We start from the raw sequence: 21,280 nt of genomic DNA on the forward strand, positions 1-21,280 counted from the left end.
GCGGAAGGCCCGGGCCCGCAGCGCGCTCCCGGACCACCCGCGCATCCCGATCCGCGCCCCCAGGCGTCCGATTCCGGACACCCCGGTCCGGGCGGTGCACGGCTCCGGCCAGTCACCTCGCACCGCTTGGGACACCCGCTGTCCACGCGTGCACGGCCCCGGCGCCTGCACCCCGCACCCGCTTCCCCGCCCCTCTCACCCGGGCGCCGGAGCACCTCCCTCCCGACCCCGCCCTCGCCGCGCCACCCCGTTCCGGGCCGTCCGGACACGGTGCGACCCAGGAGGCACGCATGAGCGCTCGCCGACGTCTGGTATGGCTCGGCCTCACGCCGGAGCCCGAACAGGAACTGCCCGCCGCGGTGGCCGCCCTCCGGGACCCCGCGGACGGCCACCCGCCCCCGGCACTGGTCGCCGCCGAGCGCCACCGCGTCCAGCGGCTGGTGCTGCGCGGCACCCAGGGCAGTTGGCTGCGCTACCTCCGCGAAGTCACCGACCTGGTCGTCGGGGCCGCGGCGGGACCCGCCGCGGCCGATCCCCGGCCGGCGCTGGTGGCCGGTGAGGTCGTCCTCGACCACCACCGCATGCTGATCGGCCTGCCCGGCACCGCCTACGCCCGAACGGCCGTGCAGCGGCGGGAGCTGGAAGAGGCGCTGGCCCGGCTGAGCGCCCGCAGCCGTCCCACCCACCGCGGCCACACCGAGCCCAGGAGGACCGTATGACCGGCGTCCGCTCCCTTCTCCCCGAAGGACAGCCCGGCCTGCTCGTCTCACCGGTGTTCGGCGACGAGCCGCACCAAGGGGTCGAGGACCTCGCCCGCTACCTCGCCACCGGCGGGTACACGCCGCTGACCTCGCGGGACCGACTGCTCGACCGGATCGCCGGCCTCGGACTGCGGGGCCGCGGCGGTGCCGGCTTCCCCGCCGCCGTGAAGCTGCGCGCCGTCCGCGACGCACCCGGCCGGGCCGTCGTCGTCGCCAACGGCGAGGAGGGCGAGCCCGGCTCGGTCAAGGACCGGTGGCTGCTGCGCCACCGGCCGCACCTGGTCCTGGACGGCCTGCGGCTGGCCGCGGCCCTGACCGGTGCCGGACACGGCTGCGTCTACCTCTCGGACCCCCTCGCCGAGCAGGCCGTCCGTAACGCCCTCGCCGAGCGCCCCGCCGCCCTGCGCGTCGACGTCGTACGGACGCACCCCGCCTACGTGGCGGGGGAGGAGTCCGCGGTCGTACGACGCATCGACGGCGGTCCGGCGCTGCCCACGGCGAAGCCCCCGCGCCCCTTCGAGGCAGGGGTCGGCGGCGCCCCCACGCTCGTCGCCAACGTGGAGACACTGGCACGGATCGCGCTGATGCACGCGTGCCCCGACGCCGCGGCGGCCGTCGCCGCCGCCCATCTGGTCACGCTCTCGGGACCGGGAGGCACCGACGCCGCACTCGTCGAGGCACCCTTCGGCACCCATCTGAAGGCCCTCGCCGACCTGTGCGGGCACGGCACGGCCGAGGCGGTCCTCCTCGGCGGCCTCTTCGGCGGGCTGTACGGCCCCGGCTGGACGGACCTGCCGCTCGACCACGACCGGCTGAAGGCCGCCGGCGCAGCGCTCGGCTGCGGGGCGCTGCACTTCCTGCACCCACAGGACTGCCCGGTGGCCACCGCCGCCGAGGCCACCGCCTACCTCGCGGCACAGAGCGCCCGGCAGTGCGGCGTGTGCGTCTCCGGAACCGGAGCGCTGGCCGGCACCCTCACGGCCGTCGCACGCGGCGAGGCGGGCGAGGACCCGGCCGAGAAGCTGCACCGCTGGTCGCGGCAGCTGCCCGGGCGCGGGGCCTGCGGGCTCCTCGACGCGGCCACCCGCATCGTCGCCACCCTCCTCACCCACTTCCCCGACCGCATCGGCGCCCGGCACGGCTCCGGCTGCCCGGCGTGCACCCACGTGGTGGCCGACGACGGCCGCCGGTTCACGGTGACCGTGCCCTGACCCCTCAACTCCCCGCGACGCCACGCCCCGAAGCCCGCGCTCCCGAAAGGACCCCACCGTGAAACTCCTGCTGGACTCCACCCGCTGCCAGGGCTACGGCCTCTGCAAGGAACCCGCGCCCGAGCTGATCGACCTCGACGAGTGGGGGTATGCGCAGGTGCCCCTGAGCGAGGTGCCGGCCGGGGGCGCCGACGCCGCCGAAGCCGCCGTGGCAGCCTGCCCCAACTCCGCGCTGCGACTGGTGAAGTGACATGGGACGCGACCTGTCGGCACTCTTCGACCCCGTCTCCGTCGCCGTCGTCGGAGCCAGCGACGACCCCGCCAAGTACGGCCACGCCATCGCCGCACAAGCCCTGCGCGCCGACGGCCGCCGCCCCCTCCACCTCGTCAACCGGCGCGGCGGCACGGTCCTCGGCCGCACCGCGGCCCCCAGCCTCAGCGCGATCGGTGAACCCGTCGACCTGGCGGTGGTCTCCGTACCCGCCGCCGGCTTCGAGGACGCCGTCGACGAGGCCCTCGCCTGCGGCGCCCGGGCCATCGTCGCCATCACCGCCGGCTTCGCGGAGACCGGCGACGCGGGACGGACCCGCCAGCGCGCCGTCGCCGCCCGCGTCCGTGCCGCGGGTGCCGTGATGGTCGGACCGAACTGCCTGGGGCTGGCCGACAACACCACGGACCTCTTCCTGGCCTCCGACACCTTCACCCCCGGCGGTGTCGCACTGCTCAGCCAGAGCGGCAACCTCGCCCTGGAACTCCAGCTCCGCTTCCGCCCGCACGGTCTCGGCTTCTCCCGCTTCGTCTCGCTGGGCAACCAGGCCGACGTCACCCTGGTCGACCTGCTCACCGACTGCGCCCGGCACGAGGGCACCCGCGCCATCGCGGTCTACGCCGAGGACTTCGCCGACGGACGCGCCTTCGCCGAGGCGGCCGCCGTGGCGGGCAAACCCGTGGTCCTGCTCACCGCCGGACGCGGCGACGCCTCCGCCCGCAGCGCCCAGTCCCACACCGGGGCGCTGACCACCTCCGCCGACGTGGTGAGCGCGGCCTGCCGGGACGCCGGTGTGGAACTGGTCGCCACGCCGCGTGAACTCACCGTCGTCCTCGCCGCGTCGCACGGCGCACGACGCGCGGCCGGCCGCCGGGTCGCCGTCCTCACCGACGGCGGCGGCCACGGTGTCATCGCCGCCGACGCCGTCGAGTCGGCCGGCCTGACCGTCCCCGAACTGCACCCGCCGACACGGGACCAGCTGCGCACGGTCCTGTGGGAGCAGTCGGCCCTCGCCAATCCGGTGGACCTCGCCGGGATGGGCGAGCAGGACCCGGGCTCCTACGCCCAGACCGTCGCCGCGCTGCTGGCGGCCGAGGAGGCCGACGCCGTCCTCATGACGGGCTACTTCGGCGGGTACGCGGCCGCCGACGGCGGGCTCGGCGGAGGCGGCACGGTCCTCGCGGACGGCGAACAGGCCGCCGCGCGCCGCATCGCCGACCTCCACCGCGCCACCGCCAAACCGCTCGTGGTGCAGTCCATGTACCCCGCCTCGCCCAGCTGCCGCACCCTCGCCGCCGCCGGGATCCCGGTCTTCTCCGCCACCGAGGACGCCGCCCGCGCCCTCGCCGCCGCGGCACCCCGCGCCGCGCACAACGGCGTGACCCCCCTTCCCCTCCCCGCCGCCCCCCTGCGCGAGAGCGGCTACCTGCAGACCCGCGGCGCCCTCGAAGCGGCTGGACTCCCCTTCCCCGCCGCCCGGGAGGTCCACGGCGAGGCCGAACTGCTGGCCGCCACCGAGGGGTTCACCGGACCGTACGTCCTCAAGGCCCTCCATCTGCTGCACAAGTCCGATGCCGGCGGCGTGGCACTCGGCCTGGCCGGACCCGACGAACTCCTGGCCGCCTTCCGGGAGATGCACGCCCGCCTCGGCGCCCCCTCCTACTCCGTGGAGGCAATGGCGGACCTGACCGACGGCATCGAGCTGATCGTCGGCGTCAACCGCGACCCCCGTTTCGGCCCCGTCGCCATGGTGGGCCTGGGCGGAGTGCTGGCAGAAGCCCTCCACGACGTCGCCTTCACCCTGGCCCCCGTGACCGCCGACCGCGCCCTGCGGCTGCTGCGCGGGCTGCGCACCGCCGCCCTGCTCGACGGGGTGCGCGGCAGACCCCCCGTCGACGTCGCCGCGGCCGCGGCGGCCGTCGAGACGATCACCGCGTTCGCCGCCGCACACCCGGAGATCGCCGAGATCGAGGTCAACCCGCTGCTCGTCAGCCCGCACGGGGTCCTCGCCCTCGACTCCCGCGCCGTACTCGCCTGACCACACCCGCCGTGACCCGACCGAAGAAGGCCCCATGGACATGCGCTACACCCCCGAACAGGCCGGCCTCAAGCGCCGCGCCGCCGCCTACGCACGGCTGCTGATGCGCTACGAGGACCAGTCCGAGCAGGCCGGCGGCCCCCTTCCGCGGGAACTCGTCACCGAACTGACCCGGGCCGCCATGGACGCCGGCGTCTACGCCATCAACATGCCCGCCGAGTGGGGCGGCGCCGGTCTCAGCCTCCTCGACCAGGTCATCGTGGAGGAGGAGTTCGGCAAGGTCACCAACTGCCTGTGGGACATCCCCTGGCGGCCCGCCAACGTCCTCGCGTACGGCGACGAACGCCAGCGCGAGAAGTACCTGCTGCCCGTGATCCGCGCGGAGAAGTTCGACGCGTTCGCCGTCACCGAACCCGGCGCCGGCTCGGACCCCTCCTCCGGCACCTCCACGGCCACCCGCACCGACGGAGGCTGGCTCCTCAACGGCGAGAAGTGGTTCGTCACCTGCGGCGACATCGCCGACTTCCTGCTGGTGCAGGCCGACGCCGGCCCGGACCGGCTGCCCACCCTCTTCTTCGTGGACAAGGCCGCCCCCGGAGTCACCATGACCCGGCTGCCGCACTTCATGCACTCCGCGGTCAACGGGCACCCCGAGTTCACCTTCACCGACGTCTTCGTGGCCGACGAGGACGTGCTCGGCGGCGTCGGCAACGGCTACGAGCTGACCAAGGAATGGTTCACGGACGAACGCCTGATGATCGCCGCGCGCACCGTCGGCGCAGCCGAGCGCGCCCTGCAACTGGCCCGTGACTGGGCGGTGGAGCGCGAGCAGTTCGGGGCGCCGATCGCCTCGTTCCAGCTGATCCAGGCCATGCTCGCGGACTGCGCCGTGGACATCGCGGTCAACCGCGCGTACACCCACCAGGTGGCCTGGGAGGCGGATCAGCCGGACACCGACCGCAAGACGCTGCACGCCAAGGCCTCCACCGCCAAACTCGCCGCCAGCGAGGCCGCCGGCCGGGTCGCCGACCGCTGCCTGCAGATCTTCGGTGGCCGTGGCTACGACCGCACCTACCCCGTCGAGCGCATGTACCGCGAGCTGCGCGTCGACCGGATCTGGGAGGGCACCTCCGAGATCCAGCGGCTGATCATCGCCAACGAGCTGATCAAGCGCGGCACCCGCGCCCTGGCCCTGCCCACGCACTGACCCCACCCCTTCACCGCAAAGCGAGGACCTCCATGGACTTCCGTCTCACCCCGCGCCAGGCACAGCTCAAGGCCGACGCCCGCGCCCTCACCGACGTCATCGCCGCCTACGAGAACCAGTGCGAGGAGAACAACGGACTGCCCGCCGACGCCCACGCCAAGATCCGCGACGCGGTGCTCGACTCCGGCCTCCAGGCGGTCAACATGCCGGCCGAATGGGGCGGCGCCGGACTCACCATCGCCGAGCAGGTCACCGTGCAGGAGGAACTGGGGCGGCTCACCGGCGCCCTGTGGGACATGGTGTGGCGGCCCGCCAACGCGCTCCGGTTCTGCACCCCCGAGCAGCGGGAACGCTTCCTCATCCCGGTGATCAGGGGCGAGCGCCGCGACTGCTACGCCGTCACCGAACCCGGCGCCGGCTCGGACCCGCAGAACCTGGCCACCACGGCGACGAAGAACGACCGGGGCTGGGCACTCAACGGCGAGAAGTGGTTCGTGACCGTCGGCGACCACGCCGACTTCATGATCGTCCTGGCCGCCGCGGGACCCGAGCGCGCACCGACGCTGTTCCTCGTCGACAAGGACACCCCCGGCATCGAGATGACACGCGTGCCGCGCTTCATGCACACCTTCGTCTACGAGCACCCCGAGTTCACCTTCACGGACGTCCAGGTCGCCGAGGACGCGGTGCTCGGCGGCATCGGCGAGGGCTACGACATCACCCGCTCCTGGTTCACCGAGGAACGGCTGATGATCGCGGCACGCACCACCGGCGCAGCCGAGCGCGCCCTGGAGCTGGCCCGTGACTGGGCGGTGGAGCGCGAGCAGTTCGGGGCGCCGATCGCCTCGTTCCAGCTGATCCAGGGCATGCTCGCGGACTGCGCCGTGGACATCGCCGTCAACCGCGCCTACACCCACCAGGTCGCGTGGGAGGTCGACCAGGCCTCCGCCGACGACCGCAAGACGCTGCACGCCAAGGCCTCCATCGCCAAGCTCGCCGCGAGCGAGGCCTCGGGCCGCGTGATCGACCGGTGCCTGCAGATCCACGGGGGCCGCGGCTACGACCGTACGTACGCCGTCGAGCGGCTCTACCGGGAGCTGCGCGTGGACCGGATCTGGGAGGGCACCTCCGAGATCCAGCGGCTGATCATCGCCAACGAGCTGATCAAGCGCGGCTCGGGTGTCCTGGACCTGCCCACCGCCTGATGACAACGGCTGACACGGACCGAAGGGGACCTCGCATGAGCGGCATCGAACGCGTCGGAGTCGTCGGCTGCGGCCTGATGGGTGCGGGCATCGCCGAGGTCTGTGCGCGGGCTGGCCTGCCCGTCACGGTCGTGGAACGCGACGCGCAGGCGGCCCGCGCGGGCCGCCTGCGCATCACCCGCTCACTCGACCGGGCCACCGCTCACGGCCGGCTCACCGCCGAACGGCGCGAGGCCGCCGCCGATCTGATCACCGTGGTCGACGAGATGGCGGCACTGCACGACCGCGACCTGGTGATCGAGGCGGTGGCGGAGGACGAGCGCCTCAAAGTCGACGTCTTCACCCGCCTCGACCCCCTGGTCACGGGCGAGCACACCGTCCTCGCGACGAACACCTCCTCCATCCCGGTCATCCGGCTGGCCTCCGCGACCAGCCGCCCCGACCGCGTCATCGGTGTGCACTTCTTCAACCCCGTACCGGTCCTGAGCCTGGTCGAACTCGTCCCGTCGCTGCTCACCTCGTCCACCACCGCGACGCGGGCCGAGCGGTTCGTGACCGGCACCCTGGGCAAGGAGGTCGTGCGCACCCGGGACAGGGCCGGGTTCATCGTCAACGCGCTGCTCGTGCCCTATCTGCTGGCCGCCATCCGCATGGTGGAGTCGGGCAGCGCGAGCGTGGCGGACGTCGACCGCGGCATGGTCCTCGGCTGCGCGCACCCGCTGGGACCGCTGGCCCTGGCGGATCTGATCGGCCTGGACACCACCCGGGCCATCGCCGAGTCGCTGTACGCGGAGTTCCGCGAACCGCAGTACTCACCGCCGCCCCTGCTGTCCCGGATGGTGGAGGCCGGACTGCTGGGGCGGAAGTCCGGGCGCGGTTTCCACACGTACGACGGACCGCCGCAGCGTGAGACGGCGGCACCGGCGGGGCCCGCGGTGAGGGAAAGCTGAGGGAAGATGGTCATGGCGTACGACCACCGAACGAGGGGAGCCGCAGGGTGTCCACCAAGGTGCGCACGGCAGACACGCGCGAGCGCATCCTGACCGCGGCGTGCGAGGCCATCGCCGAGATCGGCTTCGAGAAGATCCGGATGCGCATGGTCGCCGAGCGGGCCGGCGTGTCGACGGCCCTGCTGCACTACCACTTCGATACGCGCGAGAAGCTGTTCACCGAGGCGATGACCCACTCCTTCGCCAACACCGCCACCGATGTGGAACGCGACGCGGGGACGGCGCCTGCGGCGGTGATCCTGGCCCGCATCGTGCGCAACCTGCTGCCGACCGATCCCGAACTGCACCAGGACTGGCGGCTCTGGCAGGAACTGTGGGTCCGGGCGTTGCGCGACGAGGCCACCCGGACCTACGCCGTGGACCTGTACGCGCAGCTGCACACCTGGGTGGCCGACGCGGTACGGCGCGGCATCGCCTCCGGCGAGTTCGAGCCGACCGACGTGGACGAACTCTGCACACTCGTGCTGTCCCTGAGCGACGGCTACGGCATCCGCCTCATGCTGCGCGACCCGGCGGTCACCCTGGACAGCGCCCTCGCCTCCATCTGGCGCCATGTGTCCACGGCGCTGGGCCTGACCGACGGCATACCGGAGGAGTGAGTCCCGGGCACACGCACCGGTCGCCCGCCTGCACCGGGCCGTCGTGATCGGCCCCACCGTGCCGTCGCGGTCGGCCCCACCGGGCTGCCGCGGTCGGCCCCACCGTGCCGTCCGTGATCGGTCACACCGTACCGCCGCGGTCGGCCACTTCGACGGCCCGGCCGCCGTGTCGGCCCAGGCCGAGGCCGGCGTGGACCGGCTGGGCCGCCGCCCCCACCTGTTCCCCGCCACCCGCGCCTCGCTCCCGCGCGCGACCACGGTCGCGACGGGGAGGCCGCCGAGGCCGACCGCCGGGCCCTCCGCCTCACCGGCCCCGGCGAGCGCTCCCCGCTCGCGGTACACCTGCGCGTGCGCGGCAACGGCGGGAAGGCCGACGGCACTTGACGCCGTCCGCGGACTGCCGCCGGACCGGCGACGGGGGACGGCGAGGACGCATGGCGGAACGCGGAGTCCCCGGGGCGCTAGCCGGCTCCGCGGTCCAGGACACGGCGGGCCGCCTCGGCCTCCGCGGCGGGTGGGGACAGCTCGTCGAGGGTGTCGAGCTCGTCGTCCGCTTCCAGTTCCCGTTCCCAGGCCGCCGCGAGCATCTCCTGCTCCTCGCGCGGCTTGGCGCCGACCGCCTCCCGGTGATCCGGGGCGAGAGCTGCGAGGAATCGTCCTACCGGGTCCGTCGGCATACCGTGCTCCTTGTCGCCGGGAGGGGTGCCACTCTGGGCCAGTATGGCCGAATACGCCTGCACCGGCCGCCCGAGTCCGCCCGACCGGCGGCGGGTCACGCGCCGCTACTCGACGGCCGGGTCCTCCTGGGCATGCCGCACGGCCTTCTTCACGGCCTGCTCCACGTCGAAGCGGTTGGCCCCGGTGGCTCCGGCGTGTGCGGTGATGGCCGCCTGGACGGCGTCGGACGCCTCGCGCCAGCGACTCAACTGGGCGTCGTACTCGTCACCGGTCAGACCCGCGAGCTTCGCGCGCTCTTCCTCGGCGGATCGTTCCAGCTTGATCAACTCATCCGGGACCTCTGCCACGGGCACGGATCCTAAACGCCGCGTCCGCCGAGGCGACCACGGACGCACCGGCCGATCGGGTAGAGCCGTCGCGGGTCCCGCACAGGGCTGGAGCTGTCGTACCGCTGCCCTCTATGCCTCCGCGTGCCGCAGTGCGGACTCCAGGAGCGCGCCGGCCGCCCAGCGCATGACCTCCTTCGCCTCGTCCGTGTCGAGTCCGCACGCGTCGCGGGTCGATATGAGCGCCTCCACCCCGTACACCAGGGTGACCGCCATGGTCAGCCGACGGTGCTCGGCGGGCGGGAGGACGTCGGCGAGGGGTTCCAGGGCGGTGCGGGTCAGGTCCAGGCGGGTGCGGTTGCGGATGGGGATGTCGTCGGCCCGCTCGCCCTTCTCGACCTGCTGCCAGCGGTCCATGCTCGCCCGCAGCAACGCCCGCCACATGACCTCGTCACCGAGCTGCACATCCGCGATCCGGGAGACGACCGCGTCGAGCCGCTCGGCCGGTTCCTCCGGCAGACCGGCCAGGACGTCCGGGGCCCTCATGAGCGTGCGGGCTTCCAGCAGCAGGTCCGAGGGGCGGGAGAAGTAGCGGTACGCCGTGGCGGTGGACACCCGGGCGGTCTCGGCGGCCTCCGCGATCGTGACCGTCCGGCCTTCCCGCAGCAGGGCGACCGCGGCGTCGATGAGCGCGCGCCGGGTGCGCAGCTTCTGGTTCCGGCGACCCTCTCCCAGGCGCTTCGCGCCCTCAGTGCTTCGCGCGCCCCCATGCGTCATGAGAATGCCCTCTTGTTGTGAGAATTCTTTCTCATTACGGTAGCACTGTCTCACTACGGGGGTCGCGAGCCGTCAGGCGTGCGGCGCGAGAAGAGAGGGGGCCTCTCATGGGCTCCACCACACCCGAGGAAATGGAAGCTCTCATCCGGCAGCACATGGCCGCCGAGGAGCGCGGCGACCCGGAAGGGTCGGTCGCGATGTACACCGACGACATCGAGCACGACGTGGTGGGCGATCCCGGCGGCCCGAAGCGCGGGATCCCGGCGGCGCTGGAGTTCTACCGCCGGCTGTGCAAGGAATTCCGCGCCGAGAAGGAGGAGCGCACCCACACGTACTACGCCGAGGACGCCGTCACCATCGAGAACGTGATGACGGGTACGGTCCCGACCGCCTTCATGGGCCTCCCGGGCAACGGCCGGCGGATCTCCTTCCGGATCCTGCACGTCTTCGAGTTCCGGGCCGGCCGGATCTCACGGGAGAACGTCTGGCTGGACGGTGCGTCGATCGTCGCCCAGCTGACGGATCCGGCCCAGGCCGGCTGACACGCGTCATCTCGCGGAAACCTGTTCTTCCCCCGCTTCACCTCACAGAGAAAAGAGACGAGAGTGCGCCAGAAGTTACACGTCAGAAAGTGGCTCTCCGTCGCCGTCGGCGCCCTCGCGCTGGCGCTCGCGCCGAGCCTCGCCAGTGCGGTCACCACCGCTCCCGCCCACGGCGCCCCGCAACTCGCCGGCAGGTATCTGAACCTGCAGCAGTGCCTGTACTACTCGGCGTCGGCGGCCGACCACTTCACGACCTTCGTGCCGAGCCAGGACAACCGCTTCCTCGCCGGCACGAACGTCTCCGACACCCAGGACAGCGCGCCCACCTGCGGCGGCGGCGACGGAAACTTCGGCCTCATCGCACTGCTGTCGGGCGTCAAGCCGCTGGACCTGCGCGGCGGCCGCTATCTGAACCTGCACCAGTGCACCTACTACTCGGCATCCGCCGTCAACTACTTCACGACGGTGGTACCGAGCAGGGACGGCCGCTTCCTGGCCGGGACCGACATCTCCAACACGCCCGAAACGAGCGTCAGGTGCGGCAGCGGTGACGGAAACTACGCCATCGTCCCGAACCTGTCCTCGGTGAAGGCCCTGGACCTGACCGCCGGGAGCTTCCTCAACCTGCACCAGTGCGTGTACTACTCGGCCACGAACACCGACCACCTCACGACGGTGCTGGGCGGGGCCGGGCCCTTCTCGACCGGGACAAAGGTCTCCTCGACGGCCCAGACGACCCCGGTCTGCGCCGCCGGCACGCAGGGCTACGACCTCCTTCCCATCCTGCCGGGCGTCAGGGCACTCCCGCTGACGTGAGGCATGTCCACTCGGGGCCGAGCAGCTGATCGGACGCACCGGTCCGGTCGGTGATCAGCGGGAGCGATCCCGTTCGCGTGCGGCGGCGGGCCACCGCCGCCCTGACTCCCGACGGCCGCGGCACGATCACCTCGTGCAGCACGGCAGCTGGGCCCCGGGACTGGACTTCGGCCCTGACGGACACACGCTGGTGTCCGGCAGCGCGGACGACGACCAGGCCCCCTCATGGCCCAACTGCTCCTGTTGTCACAGCGGATGGTGCAGGCAGATGATCGTCGTGCTCGGCACTTCGGACGACGCGCTGGACACACCGAGCACCGGGATCACCCGATGGAACGAGAAGTACCGGCGTGACATGGGCCCATCCGACGTCGTTGACCAGGCTATGAAGAAGATCAATGCGCTCGCCGCGCTCACCGTGGCCGGTTTCGCCGTCGTCACCCCGGCTCACGCCGCCGACGACGCCGACGGCAGCCACCCCAACCACGGCCGCATCAATGTCGCCGGCCGGCCGTTCACCGCCGCCAACCTCTGCAAGCAGGCACTCGGACTGGTTCCCCTGGCCGCGCCGTGGACCGACGAATCGGTGGACGACGCCTGCAACAACCGCGAGCACACCGAACACATCCGCAACTGGTCCGACCAGTCCCGTTCCCTGTCCGAGCGGCGGTGACGCACCCGGACACCCGCGCTGCGCAGCCACCCCTGAAGGACACCAGAGGCTGTACCAGCGCGGTGAGTTTCTCCAGGGGCCACCGGGGCTGGCACGCGTCCGCCGGCGGGCCGGCGGGCTGTGTGCGCCGCCGTTCCGCCGGTGGCTCCTCGGACGCGAGCCGGGAGGTTCCGCCCCGGCGGCCGGGAGAGGGCTTGAGGGTTACCAGTAGTGGCGTCGGCCGGCGACCGCGTGCCCCATGGAGCCCAGGATCCAGAAGACCGCGCCGATGATCACGAGGATGATCCCGATGGTCCACAGGATCGACAGACCTGTGACGAAACCGACGATGAGCAGGATGATACCGAGGGCGATCATGACGCGCCTCCTGTTGAAGAATCGCTCCTACCCCTGCGGGTGCCCCGAAGTGGAACTTCTCATCATCCGCTGACCGGAAATCTTGGGAACCCGGACGCCGGTGGCCGGACCGAGCAGCACCGCACGCACCCGGCCACCAGCCCGGGGAGTCGACTCAGCGAGAGCCGCCGCTCGGCAACTGCTGCTCCGCCCAGATGGTCTTGCCCGTGGCGGTGTACCGCGTGCCCCAGCGCTGGGCGACCTGCGCGACCAGGAAGAGCCCGCGCCCTCCCTCGTCGGTGCTCTGGGCACGACGCAGATGGGGGGAGGTGTTGCTGGAGTCCGACACCTCACAGATGAGCGCCCGTTCGTGGATCAGACGCAGACCGATCGGTCCGCCCGCATGCGTGATGGCGTTGGTGACCAGCTCGCTCACGATCAGCTCGGTGGTGAAGGCGACGCTCTCCAGCCCCCAAGCGGCCAGCTGGCGGGCGGCGTTGTCGCGGGCCTCGTGCACCGCCCGGGGATCGGCGGGCACCTCCCAGGAAGCCACGCGGTCGGGGGCGAGGGCGCGCGTCCGGGCGATGAGGAAGGCGACGTCGTCGTGCGGATGGTCCGGCAGGAGAATACGGACCATGGTGTCGCAGATCTCCTCCAGCGGCCGGTCGGGGTGGGCCAGGGCGAAGCAGAGTCGCTCGAATCCGACGTCGACATCGCGGTCCGAGGCCTCGATCAGGCCGTCCGTGTAGAGCGCGACGACACTGCCCTCCTCCAGCTCGATCTCGGCCGACTCGAAGGGCAGACCGCCCAGTCCCAGCGGGGGACCGGCGGGGATGTCCGGCAGTTCGACCGGCTCGCTGAGGTGCGCGATGGCGGGTGTGGGGTGTCCGGCGCGCGCCACGCTGAGTTTTCGCGTGATCGGGTCGTAGACGACGTAGACGCAGGTCGCGCCGATCACCACCGGTCCGTCCGTGGCTGCCTCCGCCTCGTCCGCCAGACGCAGGACGAGGTCGTCGAGGCGGGCGAGGAGCTCGTCGGGGGGCAGGTCGAGATCGGCGAGCGTCTGTACGGCCGCACGCAGCCGGCCCATGCTGGCCGCCGCGTGGATGCCGTGCCCGACGACGTCTCCCACGACCAGGGCCACACGGGCGCCGGACAGCGGGATGACGTCGAACCAGTCGCCGCCCACGCCTGCCTCGGCGTCGGTCGGCAGATAGCGGTAGGCGACCTCGACGGCGCAGTGATCGGGCAGATCAGGGGGCAGCAGACTGGTCTGGAGGGCCAGGGCCGCGTGGTGCTCGCGGACGAAGCGCCGGGCGTTGTCCACGCACACCGCGGCGCGTGCCACCAGCTCCTCCACGAGCAGCAGGTCGTCCTCGTCGAACGGGTTGGGGTTCTCCCAGCGCAGCAGCGTGACCACTCCCATGGTCACGCCCCGGGCCCGCAGCGGCACCACCAGGTGCGTGTGCACACCGACGGAGACGAGCTTCGCCAGGCGCTGCGGATCCCCGGCCAGCCACCATGTGGTCGGTTCCAGCACCGGGTCGAGGATCGGCCGGCCCGTGGCCAGGCACCGTCGTTGCGGGGACATCGACGGATAGTCGGTGGGCTCGCCGATGGGCACGATCACCTCCGGCGCCTCCTCGCGGATCGACCGGTGCACCGCCCGCTGGAGCGTGCCACCGGTGACCGGCCCAGGGGTGAGGTCACGGGCCGCGAGGACGCCCTGGAAGAGGTCGATCGCCACGAACTCGGCGAGCTGCGGTACGAGGACCTCGGCCAGTTCCTGCACCGTCCGGTCGAGGTCCAGGGTGGTGCCGATGCGCTGCGCCGCCTCGTTGAGCAGGGCGAGCCGCTCGCGTGCCCGGTCCTGGGCGGTGAAGTCGACGGCGGTGTGACACACACCGAGCGTCCTGCCACCGACGTCCCTGAGCGGGAATGAGGAGCGGAGCCTGAGGTGTCCCTGCGCGTTTCGGCGGAACCTGCCGTGCGGGGGCGGCACGTGCTCCACGGCCGGCGTCACCCGACCCGACATCAGTGCCTGGCGCGCCTGCCAGTCCACGGCCGACGGTACCTGCCCCGGCCCGGTCGGTGCGACGGCGCGGTCGGCCCCGAGGTGGGCCGGCAGACCCTCCATGGTGACCAGCGCCTGGTTCACCCACTGGAAGCGCAGCTCACTGTCGAGCACGGCGATGCCGATCGGGGACTCCTCCAGAAGACCGCGCACGACTGCCTGGTCGAGCTCCCACCGGCGCGAGTCGGAGACGTCACAGGCCACGGCGAGCCATGCGGCGCCCTGCTCGGCGCTCAGCGGACACGCCCGCAGGGCCAGCTCGACGGGGTGGCCCGCACGGTGACGCGCGGTGATCACGCCCTCCCACCCCTCGCTGAGCCGCCGCGCCGTGGACAGCGCGGACGCCGGTGAGTCCTCGCTCATGAGGATCGAGGCCGCGGGGTGCCCCAGCACACTGGCCGCCGGATATCCGAGAAGGTCCTCCGCCCGCTGACTCCAGTAGCGGATCAGGCCGTGCCCGTCCACGAGGGCGACGGCGGCAGAGGTGATGCCGAACGGATCGTCCTGGTGCTTGTTGTCCGCATTCCTCAGACCCATGGTGTCGGCCGCATCCGCAGGCGGTTTTTCTCACACCACGGTCTCACATGCACCCGGGCGTGTCTTCGGACCGGCCGCCCGGTCCGGCGGGCGGTCCGCCGGTGTCATCCCGCGGCGAGCCGGCCGGGCACGCGGGCCGTGCCCGGCCGGCTCCGCACGGGTCACCCGCGCGGGCGCTCGAACGTCAGCAGCAGCCCCTCCACGGCTCCGGGGCCTATGCGGCCCTTGACGTCGGCGGAGGTGATGGCCTTCAGGCCCCAGCCGTCCTCGGCGTGCTTGTTCAGGACCTTCTCCAGCTTGTCGCTGTCCAGCGCGTCGCCGATCAGCGACTCCCGGAAGGTGACGACCTTGTACTCGTACGTGTAGCCGCTGCTCATGGTGCGGAGTCCTCCTGAACCCGGGCCGGGTGTCGTGTCATGGCGGGGCAAGCTAACCATCAACGGGCCGCGCGGCAGAAGGCGGTGGTGCGGTGCCGGCTGCCGAGGCGTCCCGTGACGGACCGTTCGGACCGGATTCACCGCCCGGGACGGCACCGGTACAGCGTCTGTTCGGGGGTCCGCGCAGCGCCGGGGTCCGTGGTGGAGGTGGTGACGCCGTAGGCGGCGGCCGGAATGTGACGGCAGGACGACTCGACCCACGCGGTGATCCGCCCCGTGGCCGTGCTCGCGCCGCCCGTACCGCGGCGGGTGCCGCTCAGCACGACGTACGTGAGCCTGCCGGAGCCGACCAGCCGCCGGAACCGGGCCGTGCTCGGGAAGGGCACCTGTCCGGTGAAGCCGCCGAGCGGCAGCACATGTGGCCCGGTGGCGAGGATGTACGGGGCCGCGCCGCTCCGGTCCGAGCCGGCGAAGTCGTAATCGGCGGTACCGCGGTGGGCGGACATGGGGAACAGCAACGTGCCCTGGTCATCGGTGAGTTCGCCACCTCCGCCGAAGCCGGTCGCCCCGAGGCCTGCCGTTCGGTTCCGCTGCGTGCCGTCGTCCCAGGACACCCGCCCGGTACGGCCGGCCGCCTGGGTCACCGGACCGTGGCCGTGGTGCGTGCCGGACGGGCCGACGGCGCCCATCCCGGAGTCCCGGTACGAGGGGCCGAGCACATGAGCCGCCCATGACGCCGGCGCGATGAACCCCGCCACGAGCGACGCGGTCAGGCCGACGAGGGCGAGCCTGCCGCCGGAGGCGGTACGACGACCGGGCCGGGCCGACACCAGCACGACGACGGCGGTGAGACCGAGCAGGCCCGCGACGGGCGCCAGCCACGGCAGGAACGCGGGGAAGCCGTCGGCGACGGACGCGCTCCACGCCGTCGTCGCCGCCACCGCACCGGGCAGCGCCCACGCCCGGCGGCCGCCCGCCCGGTGGGCACGCACATCACGGTGACACCGCCACCGGTGAGCGCGGCGAGGGGTACCGCGATCACGCCCATGTAGTGCGTGTGGCCGGCGACGCTGCCCGCGCTGAAGACAAGGAAGTACGTGGCCAGCCAGGTGCTCCACAGCAGGAATCCGGCACGCAGCCTGTCGGTGCGCGGCGTGCCGCGGCGCCAGAGGAGACCGCAGACACAGGCGAGGGCACCCATCGGGTACAGCCAGCCGGTCTGCGAGGCCGGCGACGCGCCGAACATCTTCGACCAGCCGTTCTGGTCACCGCCCCACCCGCCACCGGTCCATGGCGCCGGCCCCGGTTCCACCCGGCCGCCCGACCACCCGGCCTCCGGCACCCGGGGCGACAGGGGCACCGCTCATCCCGGTACGACGATGACGGCCGCCCGCGCGGCCCAGGGCACCGCCGGCCGCCCGCGAGGCCTGGCCGCTCCGGCCTGAGCCTCCGCCCCGAGTGGCGCTCACGCTGCCGGTGGAGGCGGCGTCGATGCCGAGCGAGGAGAAGCGGTTCAGGAAGTCGCGGCCGACCACCGTGCTGGACGCGGAGTTGTTGGTGGTGCCATCCACATAGGGCCGGTCACCGGCCCGGGACCAGCGTCACCGCGAGCATCCACGAAGCGGACACGGCGGTCATCACCACGGCGGACACCGCGAGGTGCGTCAGCCGTTTGCGCAGCGTGATCGGTGCCGACACCAGGTGGACGAGGGCAAGCGCCGGCAGCACCGCCCAGGCCTCCAGCATCTTGGCCTGGAAACCCACGCCGACCCACACGCCGGCGACGACCTGGGGGCGCAGCCGGCCGCCCGCGGCGGCGCGCTGGGTGGCCTCCGCCGCCAACAGCACGCACAGCGTGAAGGCGGGGTCCTCCATGGCGGTGCGGAAGAGCCCCACGGCCACCGGGGTCACCAGGTACGCCGCGTCGGCGATCAGTGCCGCGTGGGGACCGGCCCAGCGGCTCACCCTGCGGTGCAGGACCGGCACAGCCGCGTGGTGGGTTGCGCGGGCGGGACGTCCTCAGTGCTGTCCGCGCAGATGCTCGACACACAGCCGGGCGGCCGTGCCGATGACGGAATCGGCCTGGGGCGGCCGCGGACCGGGTTCGGCCGGTCTCGTGAACACGGCGACCGCGAAACGTCGTTGCTGACACATCCGGGAACGGTGCCCGACTTGGCAGCCACCCGCACCTCGTCACCCCATCCGGCGGCGATGCGCCGGGTCAGCCGCTGCTGGCCGAGGAGGGTCCGTACGGCCGCGCAGGCCTCGGCCGGACCGGCCTCGTCCCGCCAGATCAGTCTCAGCAGGGCCGCCATGTGGCCGGCCGTGGCACTCGTGACGCGCCCCGGCCGCAGGGACGGCGCGGACAGCACGCGCTGCCAGATGCGATCAGCCTCTTGTGGTGAGCCCGCCGCACGCATCGCGTGCTCCATCTCCGCCCACCCGCCGAAACCCGCGTCGCGGCCCATGGCCTCGAACTCCTGCCGGATGGTGCCCGCCAGCCGGATCCGGTCCAGCCCCAGCCCGGCCAGCCGGGCGTGGATCCGCGCCACCGACACCCGGCGGATCAGTACGCCGGCCGCGGTGTTGTCGCTGATCGTCACCCTCATCCGGGCGACATCGCGCAGCGACGCCTCGGCGTCGTCCTCGAAGACACAGAAGCCCTGACCGCCCGGTGTGGCCCGCGACGGGGAGAGGCGAACGCGCTCGGTCAGGTCCAGACCCCCCTCGGCGCCCTGGCAGAACAGCTCCAGAGCCACCGCGATCTTGAACGTGGACGCGGCGACGACCAGCTCGTCGTCGCCCAGCGCCACCCGTCCGGGTCCGTCGATGTCCAGGACGGCCACGCTGCCCCGGCACCCGGCCCCGGCGAACACCCGCTCCAGCCGGTCCTCGATCACCGGACCACGGTGGCCCACCCCGCGTACCTCCGGAGGCACGATTCGCCACCGGCGAACGCGCCCCCGTCCCCTGTGCGCGTGCGCAGGTGTCTCAGCGCGGCAGCACCGAGGCGCCGTTGAGGCGGACCGCGCACTCCAGCAGAAGAGCATGGACGAACGCCTGGGGCAGGTTGCCGCGCAGCTGGCGCTGACGCACGTCGTACTCCTCCGCGAACAGTCCGGACGGCCCGCAGGCGGCCCGGGTGCGTTCGAACCAGCGCAGCGCGCCGGCGCGGTCACCGAGGTGGTCGGTGGCCAGCGCCATGGTGAACCCGCACAGCAGGAAGGCACCTTCGGCCTCGCCCAGCGGGATGTCCTGGTGGACGAAGCGGTAGAGGTACCCGTCGTCGGCCAGCTGGTCCTCGATGAAGCGGCGGGTGAGCGCGTTGCTCGGGTCGTCGGCGGAAGGGAAGCCGCGGGCCAGCGGCGTCAGCAGCGCGGCATCCGGCCCGTCGTCGTCGGCGGCCCGCCGCCACCGGCCGTCGTCCCGCAGACAGCGGTGCCGCGTCGTGGCGAAGACGGCCTCGGCGAGGTCGGCGCACCGCTGCCCCGTCCCTGAGGGCAGCACCTCGGCCACGCGGCGCAGACCGCAGACCACACTCAGTCGTGACTGGGTCCACCACCGTTCGTCCAGTTCCCACAGTCCCGCGTCCGGCCGCCGCCAGTTGCGCTCCACCGCCTGGACCGCGACCGTGACCGCCTGCTCGGCCTCGGACGTGAGCCGGTCGTGGTGGGCCGCGGCGGCGAACAGCTGGAGCGCCTCCCCGAACGCGTCGAGCTGGAACTGATCGGCCGCGTGGTTCCCGATCCGGTCGTTGCCCCCCGGATAACCGGGGAGCGGGAGTCCTCGCTCCGCCGGCACCGGCCCGCCGTCCACGGTGTACGCGGGGTGCATGCCCTCACCGTCGGCGAGGATGCGGTCGGCGGTGAAGCGCACCGCGGTGTCGAGCAGCTCGTGCGGCCCATGTGCGGCGACCGCGAGGCCCGCGTAGCTCTGGTCGCGCAGCCAGGCGAAGCGGTAGTCGTAGTTGCGGCCGGTGTCGGCGCGTTCCGGCAACGAGGTGGTGACGGCGGCGACCATACCGCCGGAGGAACTCGTCAGCCCGCGCAGAACGGCGTAGGCGTGCCGGGCGTCGCGCGGTGCGGCCAGGCCGGAACAGTCGGGCACGGCCCGCCGCCAGGCGTCCTCCGTCCGCGCCCACAACCGCTCCGGATCCAGCCGGTCCGTGCTCTCCTGTTGCGACAGCTCCAGGACGAGGTCGTGCCGCTCGCCCTCGCGCAGGCGGAACTCACCGCGCAGGACCGACCCCGCGTCCCACGCCGCCCGCCCCGCGCCGAGCAGCCGCATCCGCAGACCGTCGCCGTGCGCGGTCCACACATCGGATGCGAGGCGAGGGTCGCGCATCCGGCCCGCCCCGAATCCGGGACGCAGGTCGAGGCTGAGCCTCAGGAGTGCCTCGCCCCGTTCGACACGCATCCGGCGCAGCAGCACGAGGCGGTCCACCGAGCCCGGCATGGCCAGCGCGTCACGGCACTCGACCACGGCGTCGGCGGTCACCCAACGGCTGACCCGGATCAGTGTGCCGTCCTCGTAGTAGCCGCCCCACACATGCCACGGGTCCTCCGGTACGACCCCGAAGTAGCCGCCGCCGCCGATCAGGGCGGAGAACACCGCGTCACTGTGCCAGCGCGGAGCGCACAGCCACACGATCCGGCCCTCGGGGTCCACCACGGCGCCGCGTTCGCCGTCGGCGAGGACGGCGTAGCTCCGCAGCGCCCACGGCGGGCAGGCATCGTTCGTCATGTGTGCCGGCTTGTCCGCTGTGTCACCCATGGCACTGCTGTTTTCCCGCCCGGCCCGCCGGGAAACGCCCACTGGGCCGGCGGAGGGGCGAGGACGGCCTCGTGTCCCGCGCCCCGCCGGTCGTCGGCGGGACCTCAGGAGCCGATGACGTCCGTGTAGCCGTGTCCGGTGATCTGCTCGCCCGCGAGGGTGCCGGTCACATGGCACGCGCCGGTGTAGGCGAATTCGGAGCCGGGCAGACCGCGGTGGGTGACGCCGAGGCATGCGTCGAGGGCGGGAACGGTCAGCACCCAGTGTCCGTCGTGGTCGGCCCGCCGCGCGTGGGTGATCAGGTGGGAGCCGTCGGCCCGCAGCTCGGTGAGCCAGGACGTGCCGTCCCCCACGGTGTCCCAGACACTCAGGTACCGGCCCTCGCCGAGGTCGAGTCCGAGCCAGGTGAAACGCGGCGGCTCGGTTGCCCCGGAAACCCACTGACGGTCGAGCCATGTGCGTCCGCTGACCTGACGGGTGGTGCCCTCGGCCGTGATGGTTCCCGACGCGACCAGGCCGGGCAGGGCGTACTGTCCGGTCGTGCCGCCGAAGAAGGGGAACACTCCGCTGCCGCCGCTGTAGAGGACGGGTTCCTCACGCCGAAGGGTGAGCCGCACCGACGCGGTGTCCGTCGCCCCCGAGATGTCGAGGTGGTCGAGGTCTCCGCTCACGGCGAGGACGGAGGTCTGTATGTGGAGCGCGTCCGCGGCCACCTTCACGTCGTCCATGGCTTCGACGGCCTGCTTGCCGCTGCTGTGGCCGTCTCCTTCCTGGAGCACCGCGACCGTGCTGTGACAGGCGCCCTGCATCAGCATCGTGTGGATCTTGACCCAGAAGGCTTTCTCGCCGTCGTGCAGCCTGGCGCAGAACCACCAGGAGTCCGCGTTGTCGGGGGAGGTGGGGGCGAGACCGTCGGCGGCGTCGATCAGTGTGGGGCGGGTGGTGGTCATCGAATCTCCTGTCACGGGGCGGCCGTTGCGGCACGAGGTCAACGGACGAAGGTGGAACCGCTGACCGGTGGGCCAGTTTGCCAGTCGGTGATCCGAACCGGCCCGCGGGGCCCGGCGGTTGA

Annotated in this window: 23 protein-coding genes; 12 read left to right on the forward strand and 11 right to left on the reverse strand. The window is 72.7% G+C overall.

Translation table 11 applies throughout. The features are described 5' to 3' along the window. The first annotated feature begins 290 nt into the window (after positions 1 to 290). The 8 genes from IO33_RS0125305 to IO33_RS0125340 are packed head-to-tail and all read left to right on the forward strand — an operon-like array spanning position 291 to position 8,299. Positions 291 to 719: a hypothetical protein gene (locus IO33_RS0125305; protein WP_031168909.1), complete on the forward strand. Its 429-nt coding sequence runs from the start codon at positions 291 to 293 to the stop codon at positions 717 to 719. Continuing rightward, positions 716 to 1,972, forward strand: coding sequence for an NADH-ubiquinone oxidoreductase-F iron-sulfur binding region domain-containing protein (locus IO33_RS0125310; RefSeq protein WP_051926944.1), 1,257 nt, complete (start codon positions 716 to 718; stop codon positions 1,970 to 1,972). Before IO33_RS0125305 ends, IO33_RS0125310 begins: the two co-directional genes overlap by 4 nt. Before the next feature lie 58 nt (positions 1,973 to 2,030). After that, positions 2,031 to 2,222, forward strand: a complete 192-nt coding sequence (locus IO33_RS0125315) for a ferredoxin (RefSeq protein ID WP_031168912.1) — start codon at positions 2,031 to 2,033, stop codon at positions 2,220 to 2,222. A 1-nt stretch (position 2,223) separates the two neighbouring features. Then, positions 2,224 to 4,278, forward strand: coding sequence for an acetate--CoA ligase family protein (locus IO33_RS0125320; protein ID WP_031168913.1), 2,055 nt, complete (start codon positions 2,224 to 2,226; stop codon positions 4,276 to 4,278). 34 nt (positions 4,279 to 4,312) lie between these two features. Further along, positions 4,313 to 5,485, forward strand: a complete 1,173-nt coding sequence (locus tag IO33_RS0125325) for an acyl-CoA dehydrogenase family protein (protein ID WP_031168914.1) — start codon at positions 4,313 to 4,315, stop codon at positions 5,483 to 5,485. Positions 5,486 to 5,517: 32 nt separating this feature from the next. Beyond that, positions 5,518 to 6,690, forward strand: a complete 1,173-nt coding sequence (locus IO33_RS0125330) for an acyl-CoA dehydrogenase family protein (protein WP_031168916.1) — start codon at positions 5,518 to 5,520, stop codon at positions 6,688 to 6,690. A 35-nt stretch (positions 6,691 to 6,725) separates the two neighbouring features. Next, positions 6,726 to 7,640: a 3-hydroxybutyryl-CoA dehydrogenase gene (locus IO33_RS0125335; protein ID WP_078963884.1), complete on the forward strand. Its 915-nt coding sequence runs from the start codon at positions 6,726 to 6,728 to the stop codon at positions 7,638 to 7,640. A 47-nt stretch (positions 7,641 to 7,687) separates the two neighbouring features. Continuing rightward, positions 7,688 to 8,299, forward strand: coding sequence for a TetR/AcrR family transcriptional regulator (locus IO33_RS0125340; RefSeq protein WP_031168920.1), 612 nt, complete (start codon positions 7,688 to 7,690; stop codon positions 8,297 to 8,299). Positions 8,300 to 8,760: 461 nt separating this feature from the next. On the opposite strand, the gene IO33_RS0125350 is transcribed toward IO33_RS0125340, so the two are convergent. The 3 genes from IO33_RS0125350 to IO33_RS0125360 form a co-directional block, all read right to left on the reverse strand. After that, a complete protein-coding gene (locus tag IO33_RS0125350) occupies positions 8,761 to 8,976 on the reverse strand; it encodes a hypothetical protein (RefSeq protein ID WP_031168922.1) in 216 nt (71 codons plus the stop codon). 105 nt (positions 8,977 to 9,081) lie between these two features. Continuing rightward, the gene (locus IO33_RS0125355) at positions 9,082 to 9,324 is read right to left on the reverse strand and encodes a hypothetical protein (protein ID WP_209438916.1); all 243 of its coding nucleotides are present in this window, start codon (positions 9,322 to 9,324) and stop codon (positions 9,082 to 9,084) included. Between the two features lie 111 nt (positions 9,325 to 9,435). Continuing rightward, the gene (locus IO33_RS0125360) at positions 9,436 to 10,080 is read right to left on the reverse strand and encodes a TetR/AcrR family transcriptional regulator (RefSeq protein ID WP_063765778.1); all 645 of its coding nucleotides are present in this window, start codon (positions 10,078 to 10,080) and stop codon (positions 9,436 to 9,438) included. A 131-nt stretch (positions 10,081 to 10,211) separates the two neighbouring features. Between IO33_RS0125360 and IO33_RS0125365 the strand changes: the two genes are divergently transcribed. From IO33_RS0125365 to IO33_RS52685, 3 genes are all read left to right on the forward strand, one after another. Beyond that, a complete protein-coding gene (locus IO33_RS0125365) occupies positions 10,212 to 10,622 on the forward strand; it encodes a nuclear transport factor 2 family protein (protein WP_245235883.1) in 411 nt (136 codons plus the stop codon). A gap of 63 nt (positions 10,623 to 10,685) precedes the next feature. Next, positions 10,686 to 11,438 carry a hypothetical protein gene (locus tag IO33_RS0125370; protein WP_031168931.1) on the forward strand — a complete coding sequence of 251 codons (753 nt, stop codon included), beginning with the start codon at positions 10,686 to 10,688 and terminating at the stop codon, positions 11,436 to 11,438. 133 nt (positions 11,439 to 11,571) lie between these two features. Continuing rightward, the gene (locus IO33_RS52685; protein WP_245235884.1) at positions 11,572 to 12,111 is read left to right on the forward strand and encodes a hypothetical protein; all 540 of its coding nucleotides are present in this window, start codon (positions 11,572 to 11,574) and stop codon (positions 12,109 to 12,111) included. Positions 12,112 to 12,312: 201 nt separating this feature from the next. On the opposite strand, the gene IO33_RS51295 is transcribed toward IO33_RS52685, so the two are convergent. From IO33_RS51295 to IO33_RS51755, 4 genes are all read right to left on the reverse strand, one after another. Further along, positions 12,313 to 12,468, reverse strand: coding sequence for a DUF6131 family protein (locus tag IO33_RS51295; protein ID WP_167349468.1), 156 nt, complete (start codon positions 12,466 to 12,468; stop codon positions 12,313 to 12,315). 154 nt (positions 12,469 to 12,622) lie between these two features. Then, entirely contained in the window at positions 12,623 to 15,058 is a 2,436-nt protein-coding gene (locus IO33_RS0125385; RefSeq protein WP_031168935.1) for a SpoIIE family protein phosphatase, read from the reverse strand. Between the two features lie 161 nt (positions 15,059 to 15,219). Then, complete coding sequence (locus tag IO33_RS0125390) at positions 15,220 to 15,435, reverse strand: DUF4177 domain-containing protein (protein ID WP_031168938.1); 216 nt, start codon at positions 15,433 to 15,435, stop codon at positions 15,220 to 15,222. Between the two features lie 137 nt (positions 15,436 to 15,572). Further along, positions 15,573 to 16,427 carry a mannosyltransferase YkcB-related protein gene (locus tag IO33_RS51755; RefSeq protein WP_051926946.1) on the reverse strand — a complete coding sequence of 285 codons (855 nt, stop codon included), beginning with the start codon at positions 16,425 to 16,427 and terminating at the stop codon, positions 15,573 to 15,575. Between the two features lie 105 nt (positions 16,428 to 16,532). On the opposite strand from IO33_RS51755, the gene IO33_RS52690 reads away from it, so the two are divergent. Then, positions 16,533 to 16,880: a hypothetical protein gene (locus IO33_RS52690; protein WP_051926947.1), complete on the forward strand. Its 348-nt coding sequence runs from the start codon at positions 16,533 to 16,535 to the stop codon at positions 16,878 to 16,880. Positions 16,881 to 17,016: 136 nt separating this feature from the next. On the opposite strand, the gene IO33_RS52695 is transcribed toward IO33_RS52690, so the two are convergent. The 4 genes from IO33_RS52695 to IO33_RS0125410 all read right to left on the reverse strand — a co-directional run bounded on the left by IO33_RS52695 (position 17,017) and on the right by IO33_RS0125410 (position 21,158). After that, entirely contained in the window at positions 17,017 to 17,421 is a 405-nt protein-coding gene (locus IO33_RS52695) for a glycosyltransferase family 39 protein (RefSeq protein ID WP_051926948.1), read from the reverse strand. Continuing rightward, the gene (locus IO33_RS0125400; protein ID WP_157857901.1) at positions 17,397 to 18,335 is read right to left on the reverse strand and encodes a serine hydrolase; all 939 of its coding nucleotides are present in this window, start codon (positions 18,333 to 18,335) and stop codon (positions 17,397 to 17,399) included. Before IO33_RS0125400 ends, IO33_RS52695 begins: the two co-directional genes overlap by 25 nt. 91 nt (positions 18,336 to 18,426) lie before the next feature. Then, complete coding sequence (locus tag IO33_RS0125405; RefSeq protein WP_031168942.1) at positions 18,427 to 20,208, reverse strand: glycoside hydrolase family 15 protein; 1,782 nt, start codon at positions 20,206 to 20,208, stop codon at positions 18,427 to 18,429. Between the two features lie 104 nt (positions 20,209 to 20,312). Continuing rightward, positions 20,313 to 21,158, reverse strand: a complete 846-nt coding sequence (locus tag IO33_RS0125410) for a lipocalin-like domain-containing protein (RefSeq protein WP_031168945.1) — start codon at positions 21,156 to 21,158, stop codon at positions 20,313 to 20,315. Positions 21,159 to 21,280 lie beyond the last annotated feature (122 nt).

This window comes from Streptomyces durhamensis, from assembly GCF_000725475.1.
Taxonomy (GTDB): Bacteria; Actinomycetota; Actinomycetes; order Streptomycetales; family Streptomycetaceae; genus Streptomyces; species Streptomyces filipinensis.

What these genes read in the sequence shown, in the direction of transcription:
- IO33_RS0125305 (WP_031168909.1), top strand. Translation starts at nt 291, where the DNA reads ATGAGCGCTCGCCGACGTCTGGTATGGCTCGGCCTCACGCCGGAGCCC.
- IO33_RS0125310 (WP_051926944.1), top strand. Translation starts at nt 716, where the DNA reads ATGACCGGCGTCCGCTCCCTTCTCCCCGAAGGACAGCCCGGCCTGCTC.
- IO33_RS0125320 (WP_031168913.1), top strand. Translation starts at nt 2,224, where the DNA reads ATGGGACGCGACCTGTCGGCACTCTTCGACCCCGTCTCCGTCGCCGTC.
- IO33_RS0125325 (WP_031168914.1), top strand. Translation starts at nt 4,313, where the DNA reads ATGGACATGCGCTACACCCCCGAACAGGCCGGCCTCAAGCGCCGCGCC.
- IO33_RS0125330 (WP_031168916.1), top strand. Translation starts at nt 5,518, where the DNA reads ATGGACTTCCGTCTCACCCCGCGCCAGGCACAGCTCAAGGCCGACGCC.
- IO33_RS0125335 (WP_078963884.1), top strand. Translation starts at nt 6,726, where the DNA reads ATGAGCGGCATCGAACGCGTCGGAGTCGTCGGCTGCGGCCTGATGGGT.
- IO33_RS0125350 (WP_031168922.1), bottom strand. Translation starts at nt 8,976, where the DNA reads ATGCCGACGGACCCGGTAGGACGATTCCTCGCAGCTCTCGCCCCGGAT.
- IO33_RS0125360 (WP_063765778.1), bottom strand. Translation starts at nt 10,080, where the DNA reads ATGACGCATGGGGGCGCGCGAAGCACTGAGGGCGCGAAGCGCCTGGGA.
- IO33_RS0125365 (WP_245235883.1), top strand. Translation starts at nt 10,212, where the DNA reads ATGGAAGCTCTCATCCGGCAGCACATGGCCGCCGAGGAGCGCGGCGAC.
- IO33_RS51295 (WP_167349468.1), bottom strand. Translation starts at nt 12,468, where the DNA reads ATGATCGCCCTCGGTATCATCCTGCTCATCGTCGGTTTCGTCACAGGT.
- IO33_RS0125385 (WP_031168935.1), bottom strand. Translation starts at nt 15,058, where the DNA reads ATGGGTCTGAGGAATGCGGACAACAAGCACCAGGACGATCCGTTCGGC.
- IO33_RS0125390 (WP_031168938.1), bottom strand. Translation starts at nt 15,435, where the DNA reads ATGAGCAGCGGCTACACGTACGAGTACAAGGTCGTCACCTTCCGGGAG.
- IO33_RS0125405 (WP_031168942.1), bottom strand. Translation starts at nt 20,208, where the DNA reads ATGGGTGACACAGCGGACAAGCCGGCACACATGACGAACGATGCCTGC.
- IO33_RS0125410 (WP_031168945.1), bottom strand. Translation starts at nt 21,158, where the DNA reads ATGACCACCACCCGCCCCACACTGATCGACGCCGCCGACGGTCTCGCC.